The sequence below is a fragment of the Arthrobacter sp. ISL-28 genome (genome assembly GCF_018613875.1).
GTDB lineage: Bacteria > Actinomycetota > Actinomycetes > Actinomycetales > Micrococcaceae > Arthrobacter.
Genome location: NZ_JAGGPJ010000005.1, coordinates 148,894 through 170,102, shown reverse-complemented (window position 1 = coordinate 170,102; position 21,209 = coordinate 148,894). Strand labels below are relative to the sequence as shown.

21 protein-coding genes and 1 riboswitch are annotated in these 21,209 nt (G+C 64.2%); of the genes, 11 read left to right on the top strand and 10 right to left on the bottom strand.

The window, feature by feature from the left end; genetic code table 11:
• Window positions 1-116 precede the first annotated feature (116 nt).
• Entirely contained in the window at window positions 117-410 is a 294-nt protein-coding gene (locus J7E80_RS03590) for an HPr family phosphocarrier protein (RefSeq protein WP_215050104.1), read from the top strand.
• Window positions 411-511: 101 nt separating this feature from the next.
• Here J7E80_RS03590 and J7E80_RS03585 read toward each other — a convergent pair whose 3' ends face one another.
• The 5 genes from J7E80_RS03585 to J7E80_RS03565 all read right to left on the bottom strand — a co-directional run bounded on the left by J7E80_RS03585 (window position 512) and on the right by J7E80_RS03565 (window position 5,732).
• Window positions 512-913, bottom strand: a complete 402-nt coding sequence (locus tag J7E80_RS03585) for a cytochrome c oxidase subunit 4 (protein WP_215050103.1) — start codon at window positions 911-913, stop codon at window positions 512-514.
• Complete coding sequence (ctaD, locus tag J7E80_RS03580; RefSeq protein WP_215050102.1) at window positions 910-2,640, bottom strand: cytochrome c oxidase subunit I; 1,731 nt, start codon at window positions 2,638-2,640, stop codon at window positions 910-912. Before ctaD ends, J7E80_RS03585 begins: the two co-directional genes overlap by 4 nt.
• 10 nt (window positions 2,641-2,650) lie before the next feature.
• Window positions 2,651-3,523 carry a cytochrome c oxidase subunit II gene (coxB, locus tag J7E80_RS03575; protein WP_215050101.1) on the bottom strand — a complete coding sequence of 291 codons (873 nt, stop codon included), beginning with the start codon at window positions 3,521-3,523 and terminating at the stop codon, window positions 2,651-2,653.
• Window positions 3,524-3,708: 185 nt separating this feature from the next.
• Window positions 3,709-4,098: an iron-sulfur cluster assembly accessory protein gene (locus tag J7E80_RS03570; protein ID WP_215050100.1), complete on the bottom strand. Its 390-nt coding sequence runs from the start codon at window positions 4,096-4,098 to the stop codon at window positions 3,709-3,711.
• 203 nt (window positions 4,099-4,301) lie between these two features.
• Entirely contained in the window at window positions 4,302-5,732 is a 1,431-nt protein-coding gene (locus J7E80_RS03565) for a dipeptidase (protein WP_215050099.1), read from the bottom strand.
• A gap of 144 nt (window positions 5,733-5,876) precedes the next feature.
• Between J7E80_RS03565 and J7E80_RS03560 the strand changes: the two genes are divergently transcribed.
• Complete coding sequence (locus tag J7E80_RS03560; protein ID WP_215050098.1) at window positions 5,877-6,479, top strand: DUF3043 domain-containing protein; 603 nt, start codon at window positions 5,877-5,879, stop codon at window positions 6,477-6,479.
• A 150-nt stretch (window positions 6,480-6,629) separates the two neighbouring features.
• Here the strand turns inward: J7E80_RS03560 and J7E80_RS03555 are convergent, their stop codons facing one another.
• On the bottom strand, window positions 6,630-7,703 hold the full coding sequence (locus tag J7E80_RS03555) for a quinone-dependent dihydroorotate dehydrogenase (protein ID WP_215050097.1): 1,074 nt from the start codon (window positions 7,701-7,703) through the stop codon (window positions 6,630-6,632).
• Window positions 7,704-7,791: 88 nt separating this feature from the next.
• On the opposite strand from J7E80_RS03555, the gene J7E80_RS03550 reads away from it, so the two are divergent.
• The gene (locus J7E80_RS03550; RefSeq protein ID WP_215050096.1) at window positions 7,792-8,796 is read left to right on the top strand and encodes an alpha/beta hydrolase; all 1,005 of its coding nucleotides are present in this window, start codon (window positions 7,792-7,794) and stop codon (window positions 8,794-8,796) included.
• 37 nt (window positions 8,797-8,833) lie between these two features.
• On the opposite strand, the gene J7E80_RS03545 is transcribed toward J7E80_RS03550, so the two are convergent.
• Entirely contained in the window at window positions 8,834-9,535 is a 702-nt protein-coding gene (locus J7E80_RS03545; RefSeq protein WP_251036388.1) for a M23 family metallopeptidase, read from the bottom strand.
• A 158-nt stretch (window positions 9,536-9,693) separates the two neighbouring features.
• Window positions 9,694-9,895: riboswitch (cyclic di-AMP (ydaO/yuaA leader) on the bottom strand.
• A gap of 344 nt (window positions 9,896-10,239) precedes the next feature.
• On the opposite strand from J7E80_RS03545, the gene J7E80_RS03540 reads away from it, so the two are divergent.
• From J7E80_RS03540 to J7E80_RS03510, 7 genes are all read left to right on the top strand, one after another.
• On the top strand, window positions 10,240-10,398 hold the full coding sequence (locus J7E80_RS03540) for a heavy-metal-associated domain-containing protein (protein WP_215050095.1): 159 nt from the start codon (window positions 10,240-10,242) through the stop codon (window positions 10,396-10,398).
• A gap of 65 nt (window positions 10,399-10,463) precedes the next feature.
• Window positions 10,464-12,608 carry a copper-translocating P-type ATPase gene (locus J7E80_RS03535; protein WP_215050094.1) on the top strand — a complete coding sequence of 715 codons (2,145 nt, stop codon included), beginning with the start codon at window positions 10,464-10,466 and terminating at the stop codon, window positions 12,606-12,608.
• Window positions 12,609-12,701: 93 nt separating this feature from the next.
• Window positions 12,702-13,166 (top strand): DUF6153 family protein, encoded by a 465-nt coding sequence (locus J7E80_RS03530; RefSeq protein WP_215050093.1) that lies wholly within the window; start codon window positions 12,702-12,704, stop codon window positions 13,164-13,166.
• Window positions 13,167-13,293: 127 nt separating this feature from the next.
• Entirely contained in the window at window positions 13,294-13,941 is a 648-nt protein-coding gene (locus tag J7E80_RS03525; protein WP_215050092.1) for a DUF305 domain-containing protein, read from the top strand.
• 154 nt (window positions 13,942-14,095) lie between these two features.
• Window positions 14,096-14,365: a hypothetical protein gene (locus J7E80_RS03520; protein WP_215050091.1), complete on the top strand. Its 270-nt coding sequence runs from the start codon at window positions 14,096-14,098 to the stop codon at window positions 14,363-14,365.
• Entirely contained in the window at window positions 14,356-14,871 is a 516-nt protein-coding gene (locus J7E80_RS03515; RefSeq protein ID WP_215050090.1) for a DUF2269 domain-containing protein, read from the top strand. Before J7E80_RS03520 ends, J7E80_RS03515 begins: the two co-directional genes overlap by 10 nt.
• A gap of 79 nt (window positions 14,872-14,950) precedes the next feature.
• Window positions 14,951-15,160 carry a hypothetical protein gene (locus J7E80_RS03510; RefSeq protein ID WP_215050089.1) on the top strand — a complete coding sequence of 70 codons (210 nt, stop codon included), beginning with the start codon at window positions 14,951-14,953 and terminating at the stop codon, window positions 15,158-15,160.
• A gap of 362 nt (window positions 15,161-15,522) precedes the next feature.
• Here the strand turns inward: J7E80_RS03510 and J7E80_RS03505 are convergent, their stop codons facing one another.
• The 3 genes from J7E80_RS03505 to leuA form a co-directional block, all read right to left on the bottom strand.
• Window positions 15,523-16,371 carry an isoprenyl transferase gene (locus tag J7E80_RS03505; RefSeq protein WP_215050088.1) on the bottom strand — a complete coding sequence of 283 codons (849 nt, stop codon included), beginning with the start codon at window positions 16,369-16,371 and terminating at the stop codon, window positions 15,523-15,525.
• 2 nt (window positions 16,372-16,373) lie between these two features.
• Complete coding sequence (recO, locus tag J7E80_RS03500; RefSeq protein ID WP_215050087.1) at window positions 16,374-17,126, bottom strand: DNA repair protein RecO; 753 nt, start codon at window positions 17,124-17,126, stop codon at window positions 16,374-16,376.
• A 91-nt stretch (window positions 17,127-17,217) separates the two neighbouring features.
• Entirely contained in the window at window positions 17,218-18,957 is a 1,740-nt protein-coding gene (gene leuA, locus J7E80_RS03495; protein WP_215050086.1) for a 2-isopropylmalate synthase, read from the bottom strand.
• A gap of 251 nt (window positions 18,958-19,208) precedes the next feature.
• Here leuA and J7E80_RS03490 point away from each other — a divergent pair, with 251 nt between their 5' ends.
• Entirely contained in the window at window positions 19,209-21,161 is a 1,953-nt protein-coding gene (locus J7E80_RS03490) for a M13-type metalloendopeptidase (RefSeq protein WP_311380756.1), read from the top strand.
• Window positions 21,162-21,209 lie beyond the last annotated feature (48 nt).

Below are 21,209 nucleotides of genomic sequence, written 5' to 3'. Positions count from 1 at the left end.
CGCCGTCAGGTCTAGACCAGCTTCCATGAGTGAAGATCAGGCACCTGCCGGGCGGATATTCTTAAGGGCGAACGCAGAAGACGACGGCGTCATTCCGTCCAAGTAAAGGAGTCCAGTTGCCAGTTCGCAAGGCAATCGTTTCGGCGGCTGTAGGCCTGCACGCCCGCCCTGCTGCGGTGTTTGTCCGGGCCGTGACGGAGACCGGTTTGCCGGTCACCATCCGCAAGGCCGGGATCAGCGCCGTTGATGCCCGGTCTCTGCTGGAGGTCATGACAGCCGACTTCAACTGTGGCTGTGAAGTGGAACTGGGAATCACGGAATCCGCTCTGCCGGCCGGCCGCAGCCTCGTTGAGGCCGAAGCCGCATTGACGGGGCTTGTTGAGCTGCTGGAGTCACAGAAGGCCAATTAAGTTTCTCTAGCACCAGCCAAGACAACGAACGACGGCGGGCCCCACCTGTGAGGTGGGGCCCGCCGTCGTTTTGGCTGTTTCGTCAGTCCGGTGTCTGCAGCCTAGTGGGCGTGGTCACCGCGGCTGTACTCGTAGACCCAGCCTACGAGTGTGATGATCGCCATGCCTGCGGCAATGAAGGTGATCCAGAACCCGATGGCGAGACCCAGGAAACCTGCGGCACAGGTCAGACCAAGCATCAAGGGCCACCAGCTCCAGGGGCTGAAGTGCCCCTGTTCGCCGGCGCCTTCATGGATCTCGGCGTCATTGCGGTCCTCTGGGCGCATACCAACCCGCTTGCCGGTGAAGCCCAAGTAGGCGCCAATCATGCCCGCAAGGCCGCCTACGAGCAGGATACCCAGCGTGCCGACCCACTCATGCCAGTTGGTAAGGAAACCGTAAATCAGGGAGACCGGTACGAAGAAGAAGACTCCGGCTCCAAAAATCCAAGATTCGATCTTCACTGCGCAGTGTCCTTCTGATCGGCGTTACCGAGCACAGCTGCTGCCGGTGCCGGTGACTCAACGGTGTGTGACTGTGAGAGTTCAGGGTGGTGCAGGTCCAGTGCCGGGCGCTCCGAACGGATGCGCGGCAGGGACGTGAAGTTGTGGCGCGGCGGCGGGCAGGACGTGGCCCACTCGAGCGATGCACCGAAGCCCCAGGGATCGTCCACCATGACTTTTTCGCTGCTGCGGGCGGTGATGTAGACGTTCCAGAAGAACGGGATCAGCGACGCGCCCAGCACAAACGAGGAGATCGTGGAGAACTGGTTCATCCAGGTGAAGTTGTCCTGCGGCATGTAGTCCGCGTAGCGGCGCGGCATGCCTTCAACACCGAGCCAGTGCTGGATCAGGAACGTGCCGTGGAAGCCCAGGAACAGGAGCCAGAAGTGAATCTTGCCGAGGCGCTCATTGAGCATCTTGCCCGTCCACTTCGGCCACCAGAAGTAGAAGCCGGCGAACATCGCGAACACCACGGTGCCGAACACCACGTAGTGGAAGTGCGCCACCACGAAGTACGAGTCCGAGACGTGGAAGTCCAGCGGCGGCGAGGCCAGGATGATGCCGGTAAGGCCACCGAAGAGGAACGTGATGAGGAAGCCGATGCTCCACAGCATCGGGGTCTCGAATGTGATGGAGCCCCGCCACATCGTGCCGATCCAGTTGAAGAACTTCACACCGGTCGGAACCGCGATGAGCATGGTCATGAAGGCGAAGAACGGCAGCAGTACCGAACCGGTCACGTACATGTGGTGTGCCCAGACGGTGACGGACAGGGCGGCAATGGCGATCGTGGCGTACACCAGGCCCTTATAGCCGAAGATCGGCTTGCGGCTGAAGACCGGGAAGATCTCGGAGACGATGCCGAAGAACGGCAGCGCGATGATGTACACCTCGGGGTGGCCGAAGAACCAGAACAGGTGCTGCCAGAGCACGGCCCCGCCGTTGTCCGGGTCGAAGATGTGCGCCCCGAAGCGGCGGTCTGCGCCAAGGGCGAAGAGCGCGGCGGCCAGCGGCGGGAACGCCATGAGGACCAGGATCGCGGTGACCAGCGTGTTCCAGGTGAAGATCGGCATGCGCCACATCGTCATGCCCGGTGCACGCATGCAGATGATGGTGGTGATGAAGTTGACCGCACCGAGGATGGTGCCGAAGCCCGAGAGCGCCAGGCCGAAGACCCACAGGTCACCGCCGATGCCGGGGCTGAACGTCGTGTTGGACAACGGCGCGTACGCGAACCAGCCGAACGATGCAGCACCCTGCGGGGTGATGAAGCCAGACACTGCGATGGTGGAACCAAAGAGGAAGAACCAGAAAGCCAGCGCATTCAGCCTCGGGAACGCCACATCGGGGGCGCCGATCTGCAGCGGCATGATCACGTTCGCGAACCCGGCAAAGAGCGGGGTGGCGAACATCAGCAGCATCACCGTTCCGTGCATGGTGAACATCTGGTTGTACTGCTCTTTGGTCTGCAGGATCTGCATGCCGGGTTCGAACAGTTCGGCACGGATGAGCAGCGCCATCACGCCACCGAGGCAGAAGAACACGAAGGACGCGATCAGGTACATGTACCCGATGGTCTTGTGGTCAGTGGAGGTGATCCAGTTGACGACGATGCGTCCCTTGGATTTCGGTACTACGGGCGCCTCGAGGACACCGACGGGTTGAGTGTATTGAGTGTAAGTAGCCACGTCGCTCCCCTTACTTCGTTTCGTTCAGGCCAGGGTTGCGGTCGTACTCTTCGCCGAGCAGTCCCGTGTTGCCGTCCTGGCGGAGCTGGGTCATGTGCGCCTGGAATTCAGACTCGGAAACCACCTTCACGCGGAACAGCATTTCGGAGTGGTATTCGCCGCAGAGCTCGGCACATTTGCCGTCGTACGTGCCCTCTTTAGTGGGCGTAAACCGGATGTAGTTGGTCTTGCCGGGGATCATGTCGCGCTTCTGCAGGAAAGCGGGAACCCAGAAGGAGTGGATAACGTCCCGGGAGTTCAGTTCCACGTCCACGGACTTGCCGACGGGCAGGTAGAGCGTGGGCAGTTTCTCCTTGTCCACTGCTTCACCGGTCAGGTGTGCCTGGACGCCGGCTTCGTGGACGTCCTCGGTGATGACCTCGCCCTTCTTGTAGTTGAAGTCCCAGGCCCACTGCTTGCCGCGGACGTCAACGACGACATCGGCCGGCTGCGAGCGGTCATCGATGGCCTGCTGGTCGCGGTCGGTGAAGTAGAAGAACACCAGGACCATGAACAGCGGGATCGTCAGGTAGAAGACCTCGAGCGGAAGGTTGAAGCTGGTCTGCCGGGGGAATCCGACGGTTCCCTTGCGGCGCCGGTAAGCCACGATGCACCAGACAATCAGGCCCCAGGTAATGATGCCCACCACGAGAGCGGCAATCCATGAGTTGACCCAGAGGTCCATGATGCGGTCGGTATTACTGGTGGTCCCACGCTCAGTGGGGAGCCACCCCTTCTCTACCACTGGCGAACATCCAGTCAAAACCAACGCGCCGGCAGTTGCCAAGCCAGTGATCGTAGTGATCGTTTTGCGTCGGCTGCCGGTTCGGTTCTGCGAACTCACAGACGGCCCTTCCTACTTGTTGCTGTTGCCAGGGCGGCCTAAGACGTCCCGGGCACACTAAAGGTTTTACTACTCGGTGTAGAGCTTACCGTTCCCAACGCGTTTTCGCCCACATGTCGGCGCCAGTGTGGCGGCGCCGGTCAATACCGGCGCCGCCACAGCGTGAGGAAGGGCAAGCGGGCCCGTTAGTGGAATGAATCGCCGCAGGCGCATGAACCGCCGGCGTTGGGGTTGTCGATGGTGAACCCCTGCTTGGAAATGGTGTCCTCAAAGTCGATGCTGGCACCGCTGAGATACGGCACGCTCATCTTGTCGACCACGACCTCGACGCCGTCATAGTCGCGTACAGCGTCGCCCTCCAGAAGGCGCTCATCGAAGTAAAGCTGGTAAATCAGTCCGGAGCAGCCGCCCGGCTGCACCGCAACGCGAAGACGGAGGTCTGTGCGGCCTTCCTGCTCAAGGAGGCTGCGGACCTTGCCCGCGGCAACGTCTGTCAGCTGCACCTCGTGGCTCGCCAGTTCGGCACTTGCCGTGCCAGTGGATTCGGAGCTGTTTTCATTGGTCGTAGTGCTCATTGGCCTACCTTCTAACGACGGTCCTGGCGGCCCCGCGTGCACGGCGCCTGCCCCTACGGAAACGGTATGGGCTATAGCTACATGCTACGTCGATAGCACGCTTAGCTCTAACTACAGGCGTAACCATTGCCGTCCCCCGCTTGTTCCCATGAGGCCACGGCAGCCCATGTCAGGACCGGAGCCATCAGCTCAGGCCGAGGTTGTCAGCCCAGGCCCTCGCTGTTAATGCGCGCCAACAGCAGCGACTCGGCCACCACGGCATTTCGAAAGTCCCCAATATGCAGGGATTCGTTGGCGGAGTGCGCCCGGGAGTCCGGGTCCTCCACCCCCGTGACGAGGATCTGGGCGTCCGGATAGAGATCCGTCAGGTCCGAAATGAAGGGGATGGAGCCGCCGATGCCCATTTCCACGGCCGGCACGCCCCACGACTCCCCCAGCGCCCACATGGCGAACGCCGCCGCTGCGGAATCCCTGTCCGCAAGGTAGCCGTTGCCGCTTTCCCCAGGGGTGAAGACAACCTTCGCACCGAACGGTGCATGCATCTCGACGTGACGCCGGACTGCCAGCATGGCTTCTGCCGGAAGCTGGCCGGGGGCCAGCCGCAGACTGAATTTGGCCCGGGCCCTGGGCTGCAGCGTATTCGAGGCAACGTCAACGGCAGGAGCGTCGAAACCGATAATGGAAAGCGCAGGCTTGGTCCACATCCGCGACGCTATGGTCCCGGCGCCTGCCAACTTGACGCCGTCGAGGACCGAAGCGTCCGACCTGAACTCATCCTCCGTGAGGTCCACCATGACTTCGTCGCGGCTGACCAAACCCTCAATGGCCACGTTGCCCTCGTCATCGTGCAGGGTTGCGATAAGGCGGGACAACAGGGTGGGTGCATCCAGCACCGGACCGCCGTACATCCCGGAGTGCACCGCATGCTCCAGCACCTGCACTTCGATGGTTCCGTCGATCAGGCCCCGGAGGCTCGTGGTCAGGGCCGGCACCCCCACCTTCCAGTTGCTTGAATCCGCCACGACGATGACATCAGCCCGGAGCAGTTCGCGGTGCGTTTCCAGGAAGGTCCGGAAGGTCGGCGAACCGGCCTCTTCCTCGCCCTCGAAGAAAAGGGTCACGCCGAGCCCGAAGTCGTCACCCAGTACCCTCGTCACAGCCCCATAGGCAGCGATGTGCGCCATAATTCCGGCTTTGTCGTCCGCAGCCCCGCGGCCGTACAGCCGGCGGTCGCGTTCGACGGCGGCAAAGGGCTCCGATTCCCACAGCGTCAAATCGCCCGGCGGCTGTACGTCATGGTGGGCGTACAGCAGGACTGTCGGCTTGCCTTCCGCCGCTTCGCGACGCGCCACCACGGCCGGCCCCCCGGGTGTCCCGTCCTCCTTATTGCACCGAAGAATCCTGACGTCCCCGAGGCCGGCGCTCCGGACCAAGGCTGCGACGGCCTCGGCGCTGCGGTCCAGCTCCGGAGGATGGAAGCTCGCCCAGGCGATGCCCGGGATGCTGACCAGGTCTGTCAGCTGGGACATCGTGGTCTCAAACGTCGCGTTAACGGCGTTCCGCAGGGCGTCCGTGTCGACGCCGCCAACCGGACGGCCGGATTGTTGCGGGGTCGCCGCTGATGGTGAAGTCATGGCAAAACACTACCCGCGCTGCAGAGCCCTGCGTCGATAGGGCGGCCGCGCCTCGGCTGCCCGCGTAACCTCCCGCCTAACCTCGCGCTTTGCCCGGGACGCCCCTGTGACCGGCGTCCCGGTCCTGCAAGGTATTCTGTTTTGGTGTTCGGACGTAAAAAGGAAGCGCCAGCGGCGCAGGATGTAGTAGACCAAGGGGAAGCCGAGGCAGCTGCCCGTCAGGCAGAGGCTGCCGGCAAGGGTGCGCCCACGCCGAAGCGCAAAGCCCAGGAAGCAGCCCGCAAGCGGCCCCTGGTGCCGGAGGACCGCAAGGCCTCGAAGGCGGCAGAGCGTGCCGCTATCCAGGAACAGCGCCTCAAGGCGCGCCAGGCGCTCGACACCGGCGACGAGAGGTTCCTGCCCATCCGCGACAAGGGACCGCAGAAACGGTTCGCCCGTGACTATGTCGACGCACGGTTCAGCCTCGGCGAATACCTCATGTTCGGCGCTTTGATCTTCGTGATCATTTCGCTGGTGGTCCCGTCCACCAGTGAACAGATGATTTATGTCCTGGGTGGATTCTGGGTCATGTTCCTGGCGGTCTTCGTGGACGTGTTTATCCTGTCCCGCAAACTCCGCAAGAGGCTCGCCCAGAAGTTCGGCGAAGTGGAGCGCGGTACCGTCTGGTACGGCTCCATGCGCTCCCTGCAGTTCCGGAAGCTTCGCCTCCCCAAGCCGCAGGTCCGGCGCGGGCAGTTTCCGTCCTGACCTCAATCCCTTCTCGGGTCCCGCCCGGACCTGACGAACACAACAGCCCCAGGCGGTTATACCGCCTGGGGCTGTTGTGTAATAGCGTGCCCGCGTGAACGTCTCTTCGTTGTGCGGACTGCTGCTTTACCGCTGTCCGCGGACTGGAAATCAGGCCCCGCGACGGCTCTTCGCGAGCTGCCGGTTGATGCGGGCCGCCCAGAACGGGCCCTCATAAAGGAAGGCGGTGTATCCCTGGACGAGGGTGGCACCGGCATCCAGCCTGTCCTGGACATCTTCGGATGTCTCCACCCCGCCCACGGAAACCAGCGTGAGCTGGCCGTCGGTGGCTGCCTTGAGCCGGCGCAGCACTTCCAGGGACCGGGACTTCAAGGGAGCACCGGACAGTCCCCCTGCACCGCAGGTCTCAATCTTCTCCGGCGCCGACTTGAGCCCGTCGCGTCCAATGGTCGTGTTCGTGGCAATGATACCGTCCAGTCCCAAATCGAGCGCGAGCCTTGCGACGTCGTCGATATCCTCATCGCTGAGGTCAGGGGCGATTTTGACGAGCAGCGGCACGTGGCGCCCGGCAGCCTTATCGGCTTCCTCCCCCACCGCCGTCAAAAGCGGCCGCAGAGTTTCGACGTTCTGCAGCAGGCGGAGGCCCGGCGTATTGGGGGAACTCACGTTCACCACGAGATAGTCTGCCGCCGGGGCCAGGCTGCGCGCACTGATGAGGTAATCCTCCGCGGCGTGCTCCAGGTCCACAACTTTGCTTTTGCCGATGTTCACACCAATAAGCGGGCGCACCTTTGGGTGCCGCCGCTGCAGCGCAGCCCGCGCAGACTTGAGACGGGGCGCCACTGCCGCGGCGCCGTCGTTGTTGAATCCCATCCGGTTAATGACTGCCCGGTCTTCGATGAGCCGGAACAGCCTCGGCTGCTCGTTGCCCGGCTGGGCCCGGCCGGTGATCGTGCCCACCTCAACGTGGCCGAAGCCGAGTTCCGTCAGGGCCTCGATGCCGTGGCCTTCTTTGTCAAAGCCGGCGGCCAGCCCAAACGGCGACGGGAACGTGAGCCCGAACGCGCTCGTCTGCAGGGATGCGGGCGGTGCCGTAAAGCGGGCCAGCAGCCGGCCTGCTCCGGTGGAGTGGGCCAGGCGGATCCCCTTGAATCCGATCTTGTGGGCGCGTTCGGCGTCCATCCATGAAAAGGCCAGCCTGAAGAAAGTGGGATATACGCGCATGCCTCTAGTTTTCCGTCTTCGGCGGTACAGACCAAACCCGTGCGGCTGGCGTCCGCCACACTGCCAGCGTCGCGTCTAGGCTGGTGCCATGGACTGGCAGAGCGACATCCTCGGTGAGGGTTTCGAATCCTGCGCCTTCGAGGCCAAGGGCGGCGACGGTGTCACCCGCACTGCGACGCTCGTCCGCTATGTCCCGCAGCAGGATATAGGCCAGCAGACCGGTCCGGTGGCCAGCCGCCGTGCAGTGCTCTTCCTGCATGGCTGGAGTGACTACTTCTTCAATGCCGACCTCGCACGCTTCTGGAACGATCAGGGCTTTGAATTCTTTGCCCTGGACATGCACAACCACGGCCGCAGCCTGAAGCCCGATACACACGGCGGCTATGTCGCCGACCTGGCGAACTATGACGCAGAAATCAGCGCTGCAGTCAGCATGATTTCCGACCGGCAGCCCCCGTCACCCTTGTCGCTTGTCCTCATGGGACACTCCACCGGAGGCCTGGTGGCCGCCCTCTGGGTGAGCCGCAACCCCGGAATAGCTTCACAACTGGTCCTGAACAGCCCATGGCTCGAAATGCACGGCAGTTCGCTGGTCCGCCGGGCTGCGTGGACCATGGTGGAACCCCTCGCGCGGGTGCGGCCGGAGGCTGTGCTCCGGCTCCCCGAACGTGGCTTCTACTGGCGGAGCATCAGCAGCTCCGCGGAAGGCGAATGGACGCTCGATGACAGGTACCGGCCACCCATGGCCTTTCCGGTCCGCGCCGCGTGGCTGAGTGCCGTTCTTACCGGCCAGGCGCAGGTGGCCCGGGGGCTCCGCATCGACATTCCCATTTTGGTCCTGCTTTCCGGCGCAAGTGCCAACGGGCCGTTCTGGACCGAGGCGATGCGCAGGACCGACTCGGTGCTGGACGTCAACGTCATCGCTGTCCGCGCCTTGTCGCTGGGACAGAGCGTAGCCGTGGAGCGCATCGACGGCGCCCTCCACGATGTCTTCCTCTCCCGTACCGAGGTGCGGGCAGATGCCTACCGGCGGCTGGCCCGGTGGATCCACGGCTTTGCCGCTGAGGACGAATCCTTCGGTCGGCTGCCATGAGAGTGGCGAGGCGCAGCCGGGAAGTCGCTCTGGTTGCCTATAGGTAGCTGGCGGGGTTGACGGTCCTGTCATTGACCATGACTTCAAAATGAAGATGGCAGCCGGTGGAGCTGCCGGTCGTTCCGACGGCGGCTATCCGGCCACCCTTCGCCAGGGTCTGGCCCTTGGAAACGCCGATGCTGGCCAGATGGTTGTATGTGGTCTTCAGGCCCTTGCCGTGGTCAACAACAATCCGGTTTCCGCCGCCGTACGGGCTCCAGCCTGCCTCGGTGACCTTCCCCCTGGCCGCAGCCAGAACGGGCGTGCCGCACGCCCCGGCGAAGTCAAGCCCCGTATGTAATTCGCCGATTGCCCCGGTCAGGGGATTGACGCGGTGCCCATATGGGGAAGTCACGATCGTCGAGGCGAGCGGTGCCCGCAGGCCTGCCGAAGGCGCGGAAGCCCGGGCGGGTTTCGGTGCCGGCTTCCGTACCGGTTTGGGTGCAGCCTTCAGTGCCGGTTTCCGCGCCGGCTTCGATGCCGCTTTCCGCGCCGGCTTCGATGCCATTTTCCGCGCCGCTTTCGGTGCCGCTTTCGGTGCCGGGGAGGACTTGACCTGGGGCCGGTCAAAAACCAGCGACGATCCTGCCTCCTCGAGCAGGGAGGGCTGTGCGGCCGGAGCGTCCACTGCATTGGCGGGAACCTCCCGGGCGGCCGAGATCCCTGTTGGGGCGGCGTGGGCCGTCGAGAGTACGGTCATGCCAAGCATTCCTGTCACCGCCGCCGCGACAGCCAGCTTTTGGCCGCGGCCCCGCGGCCTTGGCACTGGTGATGCGGCTGCCCGGCGGCGGCCCTTACTGGATGTGCGCGAGAAAATGGCACGGCGCAGGCCGTGATGGTCGTGGGAAGGCACAGCGTAGGTCCTCTCGACGCCGGCGAAATTAGCTGTCGGATTCGGACGAGTGGACTGTCCGGCCTCCCCTGCCGCGCGCCTCACAGGGATGCAGCGACAGGGCCAGGCTTCACCCCAAGACGCCCAAAGGCGTCATTCATGGGTCTTCCGCCCCCGCCTGAAGTGAAGGGTCCATGTACCGCCGGCGGGGTTTGGCGAAGCGGGTACACGCATACCCGGTGAAGGTATGTGGTACCAACCATGAAACCAAGAAAAAAATGACGTTACAAATTCGTTACGTACATGATGGCGTGTTGCAGTTGCGGAATGGGGGGCGAGGGCTTATGCGCCTGCCCTACATCCGCCCTGCTGGCCTGCCGGCACCGAGATTCCAGTGACGGCACGCGGCGGCCTGAGTGAACCCTGAGAGTGCCCTTGCGAAGGATACCCCCTAGGGGTATATTGAAGGCGTTGTCAGTGAAGTGGTATGTCCAGGCAGGTGCCCCGCATCGCCGTCACAGCCGTTCAACCCCAGCACCCATCGAACTCTCATTTGACGGAATGGAACTGACATGTGTGGAACAGAATCCCGGCAAGAACTGGCCCTGGTGTCCTCCGCCTCGGGCTGCGTCCCGGGCGGCCGTTCCCGCCTGGGCGTTTCCGGATCTGCCCCTGCTGCGGCAGTCCGTGACGCTGTTACATCCACCGGATACAGCCGGATCACCAGCTAGCAAAGTTCCCGCCGGCCCGCTGACCGTTCGGCCGCAGGCCGGCCCGGGCCTCATGAGGAGGAATCATGGAAGAGCACACCGAGCACCACCAGGGTCAGATCCGGGAAGCTGACGGCGCCAGGCTGCACCTGACCCAGGACAAGACAGCCGTGGCTGCCGTCCCGGACCACCACAAACGCCACAAAGGTCCGGACACCGGCGACGACCATGTCGTGCACACCCACGGCCAGCACGCCGGACACAGTACCGCGATGTTCAAGGACAGGTTCTGGCTGACCCTGGCACTGTCCGTGCCAGTCGTGTACTTCAGCCCGATGTTCGCCCATCTACTCGGCTACATGCCACCTGAGTTCCCCGGCTCCACGTGGATCCCGCCGCTGCTGGGAACCGTGATATTCCTCTACGGCGGGCAGCCGTTTCTCAAAGGCGGACTGAATGAACTGACAACGCGACGGCCGGGAATGATGCTGCTGATCGGCATGGCCATCACCGTCGCCTTCATCGCTTCCTGGGTGACCGGCCTGGGCATTGGCGGCTTCGACCTGGACTTCTGGTGGGAACTGGCCCTTCTGGTGGCCATCATGCTGCTGGGCCACTGGATCGAAATGCGGGCTCTCGGATCCGCACAAGGCGCCCTCGACGCCCTCGCAGCCCTGCTGCCAGACGAGGCGGAACGCATCACCGAGACGGGCACGGAGACCGTCAATGTTTCCGAGCTCAAGGCCGGGGACACCGTTCTGGTCCGCTCCGGCGCACGTATGCCCGCGGACGGCACGGTGGTCGACGGGCAGGCCGAGTTCGATGAATCCATGATCACCGGCGAATCCAAGACGGTCCTCCGCTCCGCCGGGGACGCCGTCGTCGCCGGAACGGTGGCCACCGACAACACGGTCCGTGTCCGCATCACCGCCGTGGGAGACGACACCGCTCTGGCGGGCATTCAGCGGCTGGTCGCTGAGGCGCAGGCCTCCTCGTCGAAGGCGCAGGCCCTGGCCGACCGGGCCGCGGCCTTCCTCTTTTACTTCGCCGCCGGCGTCGGACTCATCACGTTCATTGCCTGGACTGTGCTGGGCAGCGTGCCGGATGCCGTCACGCGGACCGTGACAGTGCTGGTGATCGCCTGCCCGCACGCCCTGGGACTGGCAATTCCGCTGGTGATCGCGATCTCCACGGAACGGGCCGCCCGGGCAGGAGTGCTGATCAAGAACCGGATGGCGCTCGAACGCATGCGCACCGTCGACGTCGTCCTGTTCGACAAGACCGGGACGCTGACCAAGGGCGAGCCTGAACTCAGGGACGCGGCTACGGCGGACTCTGTGAACCGAGAGGAGCTGCTGGCCCTGGCCGCCGCCGTGGAAGCAGACAGCGAGCACCCCGTGGCCCGCGCCATCGTCCGGGCAGCCCGGCAACAGGACCGGGACATTCCGCGGGCCACAGGCTTCACATCCATGACCGGACGAGGCGTCCGCGCCACGGTTGACGGACGCGCCGTCCAGGTCGGCGGTCCGGCACTGCTGCGGGAGCTTGGAATCAGTGAGCCCGAAGCCCTGGCCCGATCCACCCGGGAATGGATGGATCGGGGCGCGGCCGTGCTGCACGTCGTGGACGGAAACCGTGTCCTGGGTGCGGTGAGCCTTGAGGACGCTGTCCGTGAGGAGTCGCGCCAGGCCGTCGCCGCACTGCAGAACCGCGGCATCAAGGTGGCCATGATCACCGGCGACGCCAAGCAGGTTGCCCGGGCCGTGGGAGCGGAACTGAAGATCGACGAGGTCTTCGCCGAAGTCCTTCCCGTGGACAAGGACAAGAAAGTCGCCGAGCTCCAGGCCCGCGGACTGAAGGTGGCCATGGTTGGTGACGGCGTGAACGACTCCCCGGCGCTGGCCAGGGCCGAGGTCGGTATCGCGATCGGCGCCGGCACCGACGTGGCCATGGAATCGGCTGGCGTGGTCCTGGCCGGCAACGACCCCCGGGCCGTGCTGTCCTTGGTGGACCTGTCCCGGGCCAGTTACCGGAAGATGTGGCAGAACCTGGTGTGGGCCACCGGCTACAACATCATTTCCGTCCCACTGGCTGCCGGGGTGCTCGCCTTCGCAGGTGTCGTGCTCTCCCCTGCCGCCGGTGCCGTCCTGATGTCCATCTCCACCATCGTGGTCGCGCTCAACGCCCAGCTACTGCGACGGATGAAACTGAGCCCCGCCCAGGTTCGTTGAACGCGCAGCACCGCCCACCAGTCAAGACGGATTCACCCGTCCGGTAGCCTTGAAGCCAGAAGACGTGGCCCGCAGCACGAAAGGAGGAACGTCATGACAGCAACGGCTAAGGCCCGCGCGACGGCGTTCCTCCGCCACGCAGGACTGCTCGCCGCAGTCCTGGCCGTCATCGCCGGGATCTTCGGCATGCATGTGATAACCGGCACCCACGCCATGCACTCTCCGGCCGCCACAGGCGGAACGGCCCATGCCGCGCCGTCCGGCGACCACGGCCATCCTGCGCCCGAAACGGTGCGGGACCACCTGGCACCGGCGGCCCAGGGTACGGCCAGCGTCCAAGCGGAGAATTGCTCCGGCTCCGGTGGTGGCGCCAGCATGCAAACCATGACCGCGGCCTGCACTCCCTCGGCGAAAACCGGGTCCCTGACCGCCCCGTTGCCCGGCACAGCAGTGTTTGCCATTGGCAGCAAAACAGGCGACGCCGCCAAGGCCATCGAATGCTGGTCCTATCTTCCCGGCAGTCCGACACCGGGCGAACTCTCCATCAGCAGGACGTAAAACAGGGCCCTGCGCTGCCTCCGGCGCCTCAAATACCCCTGACGCTCGGACGGTCAGGTGCATCGCTAACGCTTACGCCCTGTGTGGCGCCACCGCGCCACTGATGTTTCGAAGGACCTGATTTTTCATGAACAAGAAGTATTTGACCCTCTCCTCCGCGGCCATCGCGGCAGCCATCGCCCTTGCCGGATGCGCTCCCGGATCCGGATCCGGATCCCCGGAAACGTCCATGCCAGGCATGGAGCACGGCACCTCCCCCGCCAGTGGCCCCTCGTCCCACGCCCCTTCCGCGAGTGCGCCGGCCGCGGCTGCGGAACACAACGCCGCGGACGTCGCGTTCGCCCAGATGATGATTCCGCACCATGCCCAGGCCGTGGAGATGAGCGACACGATGCTGAAGAAGCAGAACGTTCCCGGAGAGGTGACGGGCCTGGCCAGCAAGATCAAGGCAGCCCAGGGACCGGAGATCGAAACCATGACCGGCTGGCTCAAGGGTTGGAACGAACCCACCCAGATGCCCTCCGGCCACAGCGGCCACGGTATGGAGGGCATGATGAGTGATGAAGACATGAAGAAACTCGACGCCGCGCAGGGCGCCGAAGCGGCGAAGCTCTTCCTCAACCAGATGATCGCCCACCATGCAGGAGCCATCGTGATGGCCAAGGCCGAATTGACCCGCGGCAAGAATGCCGATGTGATCCAGCTGAGCAAAGAGATCGTGAGGGCACAGGAAGCCGAAATCGAGGAAATGCGGAAACTGCTGGCCACCCTCTGACCGGCACGTTCCAGGCGCCGGCCCTCGGGGCCGGTGCCTGGACCACTACCCGTGCTCGTGCCGAGCAGCCAGGGTCGCATCCGCGTCCGGCGACGAGACATACTGTTTCTAAAGCTGCTGCAACGCAGCATGAACCCGTTTCTTGGAGAACGATATGACCCACGAGCCAAGCGGTCCCGAACACAGCACTGAACGGGATCGGGAAGGTCTCACGGGACCGCCCCGATGGGTCAAAGTTTCCGCCATCGTGGCCGGCGTCGTGGTCCTGATCGCCATCGCTGTAATGCTGCTCAGCGGCGGCCAGCACGGTCCGGCCAGGCATGGATTAGGAACGGGTGAGCCCGTTTCATCGCCCGGTGCGGTGCATGCGCATGCAGGAGTTCCGTCAGGGCAGCAGGCAGGCGTGACCCCGGGATGGTCCTGACCTCGGCGCTCCGGAAATTTCTGCTGACTCTGCATGTCCTGTCCTCACTGGGCTGGGCAGGAGCCGTTGCTGTTTTCGTGGTCATCGATATTGCCGCCCTGACCGGATCGGATCCCCAGCTGGGGCGCCTCCTGTGGCTTGCCCTGCAGGCAGCAGTTTGGTCCCTGCTTGTTCCACTGGCCTTCACTTCACTCCTGACCGGCGTCATGCTCGCCCTGGGAACAGTCTGGGGGCTGTTCCGGCATTACTGGGTGCTCTTCAAGCTCGTGCTCACCCTTATCGCGACGGTTGTGCTGGTCCTGTACACACAAACAATCAGCACAGTCGCAAGCATGGCGGTGGACCCTGCGATGTCCGGGATGGACTTCCCCTCTGCCTTGCTTCATACCGGCGGCGGTCTCGTGGTGCTGGTCCTGACCACGGTCCTTGCCATCTACAAGCCCCGAGGCATGACCCGCTACGGCCAACGAAAACGGCAGGAACAGGGCAAGCAGACGGTGCCTTAACTGTCGGTCCCCACAGAAGGAGACTTGCTTGCATCGACAACCACTTCCTGATGTCCATGTCCGGTGGGACGATTCCACTATGAACGAGAATAATGACCTGCCGGATCATGGTCCGCATCTGCACGCCCACGCAGCACCCACAACCCAGCAGATACGAACCGTGGGTCAGCGCCGCCGCGACGCGGAAGAGAAGCTGGAGCACCATCTTCAGGAAGCGCGCCACAAGCACGATCCGCACCAGGATGAGGCCACCCAGGAGGAAAAACCTAAAACCGATGACAAGTCCTGACACCGGCATGCCCCTGTCGGCCAACAGGAGGCCACGCTCTCGGTAAGCTCTGTCCATGATTGACCACGAGAAACCTGATAAAGGTCAGAACCGCCTACGACACGGTTGCCGAGGCTGATTCGAGGGTGATCCCCGATACAAGCTGTGAGTCCCTTCTCGACATGGCCATGGTCGACGAGTTCTCAAGCCACATTCGCACCACCGCGGAACACGGGACTGAACGTCACACCGAGAGCCGTGGAAAGCAACCGGCAGGCCGCCATTCTGCTGAGCAAGCCACAGAGCCTTAAATCCTAGGCGCGCCTAGTAGGGCACGTTCCAAGGGAAACCTCTTCGAATGTCGTGAGGGTGAAGCCCGGGCCCTACCCGGGCTGATGGGTGGAGGCCGTCACGGGATTCTTGGCAGCGTCCACCGCGCCCCCGTAACGGCGGTCTCGCTGGGCATAGATCCCGACGGCGTCCCAGAGCGTCCGGCGGTCGACGTCCGGCCAAAGCGTATCCAGGAACACGAACTCGGCATACGCCGACTGCCAGAGCATGAAATTGGAGAGCCGCTGCTCGCCGGAGCTGCGCAGGAAAAGGTCGACGTCGGGAAGGTCAGGCTCGTCGAGGTACTTCTGGACGGTCTTCTCCGTGATGGCTCCGGGCCTGAGCCGGCCGGCCGCGACTTCCTCGGCGATGGCTGACACGGCATCAGCTATCTCCGCACGGCCGCCGTAGTTCACACACATAGTTAACGTACATGTGCTATTTCCGGCGGTGTACGCCTCAGCCTCTTCCAGCTCGCGGATGACGGAGCCCCACAGTTTGGGGCGACGGCCGGACCAGCGCACCCGCACGCCCCATTCGTCCAGCTGGTTTCGCTGCCTGCGCAGCACGTCCTTGTTAAACCCCATCAGGAAGCGCACTTCCTCTGGGGAGCGGCGCCAGTTCTCCGTGGAGAACGCGTAGACCGTGACGTACTTGATGCCAAGCTCGATGGCGCCGGCCACCACATCCAGCAGTGCTGGCTCCCCTGCCTTATGGCCTTCAATGCGGGGCAACCCGCGCTGGTTGGCCCATCGTCCGTTTCCATCCATCACAATGGCGACATGCTGCGGCACGAACTCCGCAGGGATCGCCGGGGCGACCGCTCCGGAAGGATGAGGATACGGACGCACCACGGGGGCAGTCCGCCGCCGGGCGGGTGTGGTCTTCTTTCCCAAGGACACTGTTAGGTACGCTCCACATGTTTGAGGGATTTCAGGACACGTTCGAGATGCCAGTGCAGGTAACTGGCGACGAGGCCCGCCGCTTCACGCCGGTGCAGCGGCAGTGAGGAATCCGCCGTCGGCCAGTCACCGGTGAGCAGGGCGCCCAGCAGCGTCACGGTCTCGGCGGCCGGGGCCGGTGAACCCGGCGGGCGGCAGCCGCCGCACACCATGCCGCCCAGCGGCGCCGAGAAGGCGGTGTGCGGGCCAAGCGCAGTGCAGCGTGCGCAGTGGGTGAAGCTGGGTGCCCAGCCGCCGGTGGCCAGGGCGCGCAGCAGATACGAGTCAAGGATCAATTCCGGGCTGTGGTCCCCCCGGCTCAAGGATGCCAGCGCACCGACGAGCAGGTTGTACTGCGCAGTGCCGGCCTCGCCGTCAACATCCGTCAGCTTTTCCGCCGTCTCGGTCATGGCAGCGGCAACCGTATACCTGCCGTAGTCGGCGACGATGTTTCCGCCATAGGCGCCCTTGGCCACGGCCTGGGTGACGATGTCCAGGGACTTGCCGGACACGAGCTGCAGATCAGCCACCATGAACGGTTCCAGACGGGCGCCAAAGCGGCTGCTGGTGCGCCGGACGCCCTTAGCGACTGCCCTCACCTGCCCGTGGTGTTTCGTCAGCAGCGTGATGATACGGTCCGCCTCGCCGAGTTTGTGGGTGCGCAGAACGACGGCATCATCGCGGTAGGCCCGCGCTGCAAATGACTGTTGAACCACGCTTAATCTTCGCACTGTCTGCGGGAAATCCCCGCTTTCCGGGTTGCAGGTGCGCCGCCGCCCGGAGCCGTCGGCGCACCTGCGAGGACGGTCAGGCCTGGGCGTCCCGGATGGCTCGGTTTACGGCCGAAATAACTGCCTTGAGCGACGACATGCTGGTGTTCGGGTCGATGCCGATGCCCCACAGCACCCGCTCGCCGACAGCGCATTCCACATAGGCCGCGGCGCGGGCGTTTCCGCCTTCCGACAGTGCGTGCTCGCTGTAATCCAGCACGCGGACGTCCACGCCGTCCTGGCCGAGGATATCCAGGAGCGCGGCAATGGGCCCGTTCCCGGTTCCGGTCCGCCGGACCTGGACGCCGTCCACGCTAAGGGTGGTGTGCAGGGTCATGGAGCCGTCTTCATCGGTCTCGGTCTTGACCGAACCGAGGGAATACCGGCCCCACTTGCCGTCGGATGAGTCGGACGGCAGGTACTCGTCCTGGAACAGCTGCCACAGCTGCGCGCCGCTGACCTCGCCGCCCACGGTGTCCGTGCGGCGCTGGATGACGCCGGAGAATTCGATCTGGGCCCGGCGCGGCAGGTCGAGGCTGTGCTCGTTCTTCAGCAGGTAGGCCACCCCGCCCTTGCCGGACTGCGAGTTGACGCGGATGACGGCCTCGTAGCTGCGGCCCAGGTCCTTCGGGTCGACCGGCAGATACGGGACCTGCCAGGTGAAGTCACTGACGTCCTTGCCGGCTGCGGCGGCATCCTTCTCCAGGGCTTCGAAGCCCTTCTTGATGGCGTCCTGGTGCGAGCCGGAGAACGCCGTGAAGACCAGGTCGCCGCCATAGGGCGCACGCTCAGCGACTGGCAGCTGGTTGCAGTACTCCACGGTGCGACGGATTTCGTCGATGTCCGAGAAGTCGATCATGGGATCGACGCCCTGCACGAACATGTTCAGCCCCAAGGTGACCAGGTCGACGTTGCCGGTCCGCTCGCCGTTGCCGAAGAGGCAGCCCTCGATGCGGTCGGCGCCGGCCAGGTAGCCCAGTTCGGCGGCGGCGACGCCGGTGCCGCGGTCGTTGTGCGGGTGCAGGGAGAGGATGATGCCCTCACGCGGGTGCAGGTTCCGGCTCATCCATTCGATGGAGTCGGCGTAAACGTTCGGGGTGGCCATCTCAACGGTGGCGGGCAGGTTGATGATCACCTGGCGGTCGGCGGAAGCCTCGAAGACGTCGGAGACGGCGTTGCAGACCCTGACAGCGTATTCCAGCTCGGTTCCGGTGAAGGATTCCGGCGAGTACTCATAGGTGACGTGCGTGTCGGCCAGCGTTTCTTCGTACTTCTTGCACAGCCTGGCGCCCTGGAGGGCAATGTCCAGGATGCCGTCCTCGTCTTGGTTGAAGACGACGCGCCGCTGCAGGACCGAGGTGGAGTTGTACAGGTGGACGATGGCCTGCTTGGCTCCGACCAGGGATTCATAGGTCCGCTCGATCAGGTGCTCACGGGCCTGGGTCAGGACCTGGATGGTGACATCATCGGGGATGTGGTTGCCTTCGATGAGCTGCCGGACGAAGTCGAAATCTGTCTGGGAAGCGGAGGGAAAGCCCACTTCAATTTCCTTGTAGCCCATGCTGACCAGCAGGTGGAACATCTTCATCTTGCGGGCCGGGCTCATGGGGTCGATCAGCGCTTGGTTGCCGTCGCGCAGATCCACGGCACACCACCGGGGAGCCTTCGTGATGACCTTGTCCGGCCAGGTGCGGTCAGGCAGTTCGACGGTGATCTGGTCCTGGAACGGGATGTAGCGGTGGACAGGCATTCCCGAGGGCTTCTGTGCGTTTCGCATTACTATCGTGGCCTTTTCTGTGATTCCTGAGTGAAAGGGTGGCCGGGCAACACAAACTCCGCAGCGAGGGTGGGCCTTGCGCTAGATCGCTGAGGCCTCGCCGCGGCAGCTAAGGAGAAGGAGCTCTGCACGCACCATTTCACAGTAACACGGGTGCGTAAGATGAAGGAGCAACACCTCCAGCAACGTCCACCATGCAGACGCTGCACCGGTGCCAGCGCCGGCAGCAGCCCGTCATCGAAGGAGCTTCTGTGCCACATTCGGGGATCGCCCTGTCAAATATCGACCACAGCGTCAGGCCGCAGGACGACCTGTACCAGCATGTGAACGGGGCATGGCTCAAGAGCACGACGATCCCGGACGACCGCCCCCTGGAAGGAACGTTCACCGCCCTTCGCGACGGCGCGGAGCTCGCGGTCCGGGAGATCATTGAGGAAGCCGCCGGCAAGGGGGCGGCGGCCACCGGTATCGAGCGCAAGATCGGCGACCTCTACAACAGCTTCATGGACGAGGCGGCCATCGAGGCCAAGGGCATGGACCCGATCCGTGCCCGGCTCGATGAGGTCTTCGCCACCTCCTCTGTCCACGAGCTGATCGCACTGGTCGGCCGCCTGTTCCGCGCGGACGTGTCCGGCCTGTTCTATATTTACCCCGCGCCGGATGCGGGCAACCCCGAACGCGTCCTGCTGTACACGGGCCAGGGCGGACTGGGGCTGCCTGACGAGTCCTACTACCGCGAAGAGAAATTCGCGCCCATGGTGCAGGCCTACCGGGAGTACGTGGGCACCATGTTCGGCATGGCCGGCCTCGCCGACCCGGAGGGCGCAGCGGCCCGGGTGGTTGCCTTGGAAACCGCACTCGCGTCGCACCACTGGGACAACGTCACGCTGCGGGACCCCCAGAAGACGTACAACCTGAAGTCGGCGGACCAGGCCAGTGAACTGTTCCCGCTGCTGAACACCTGGTTCGAGGCAGCGGACATCGTCCCGGACAAGCGCCAGGAGATCGTGGTCAGCACGCCGGACTTTTTCGCCGGCGCCGCGGCCCTGCTGGTCTCGGAGTCCCTGCCCGTGTGGCAGGAGTGGCTGGCCCTGCGGGTCATTAACTCTGCAGCCCCCTACCTGTCCTCGGCCTTCGTCGACACGAACTTCTCGTTCTACGGCACTAAAATCAGCGGTACGCCCCGGAACAAGGACCGCTGGAAGCGGGGAGTCGCCGTCGTTGAGGCAGCGCTCGGCGAAGCAGTCGGCCAAATCTACGTTGCCCGGCACTTCCCGGAGACCCACAAGGCACGGATGCAGACCCTCGTGGACAACCTGATCGAGGCCTACCGGCAGAGCATCACCGGCCTCACATGGATGGGTGAAGACACCAAGGGCGAGGCACTGCGCAAACTGGGTGCCTTCCGCGCCAAGATCGGCTACCCCGACGAGTGGATCGATTACTCGGCTGTCACGATTGATCCCTCCGACCTGCTCGGTAACGTTGAACGCGCCCACAACGCCGACGTCGACCGCCACCTCGATGAGGTGGGCAAGCCCGTGGACCTGAACAAGTGGCTCATGACCCCGCAGACGGTCAATGCGTATTATCACCCAATGCTGAACGAGGTCGTCTTCCCTGCGGCCATCCTCCAGCCGCCGTTCTTCACCGCGGACGCTGACGACGCCGTCAACTACGGTGGAATCGGAGCGGTCATCGGGCACGAGATCGGACACGGCTTCGATGACCAGGGCTCCCAGTTCGACGGCACGGGTGAGCTTCGGAACTGGTGGACGGAGGACGACCGCAAGGCCTTCGAGGCGCTGACGAGCCGGCTCGTGGACCAGTACGACGTCCTCTCCCCCTCCGCGGCACCCGGCCACACCGTCAACGGGAGGCTGACACTCGGGGAGAACATCGGCGACCTCGGCGGGCTCACCATCGCCTACAAGGCCTACCGCCTCAGCCTCAACGGGCAGGAACCGCCGGTACTGGACGGCCTGACGGGCGAACAGCGGTTCTTTGCCTCCTGGGCCGCCGGCTGGCGCCAGGTCATCCGCTCCGAGGAAGCCATCCGGCGCCTTGCCACAGACCCGCATTCCCCCAACGAGTTCCGCACGAACGCCATCGCCAGGAACCTGGATTCCTTCCATGCCGCGTTCGGCGTCTCCGAAGAGGACGGAATGTGGATGCCGCCGGAGGAACGCGTCAGCATCTGGTAACAACGCCAAAAATGCCGGGCCAACCATGTGGTTGGCCCGGCATTCACC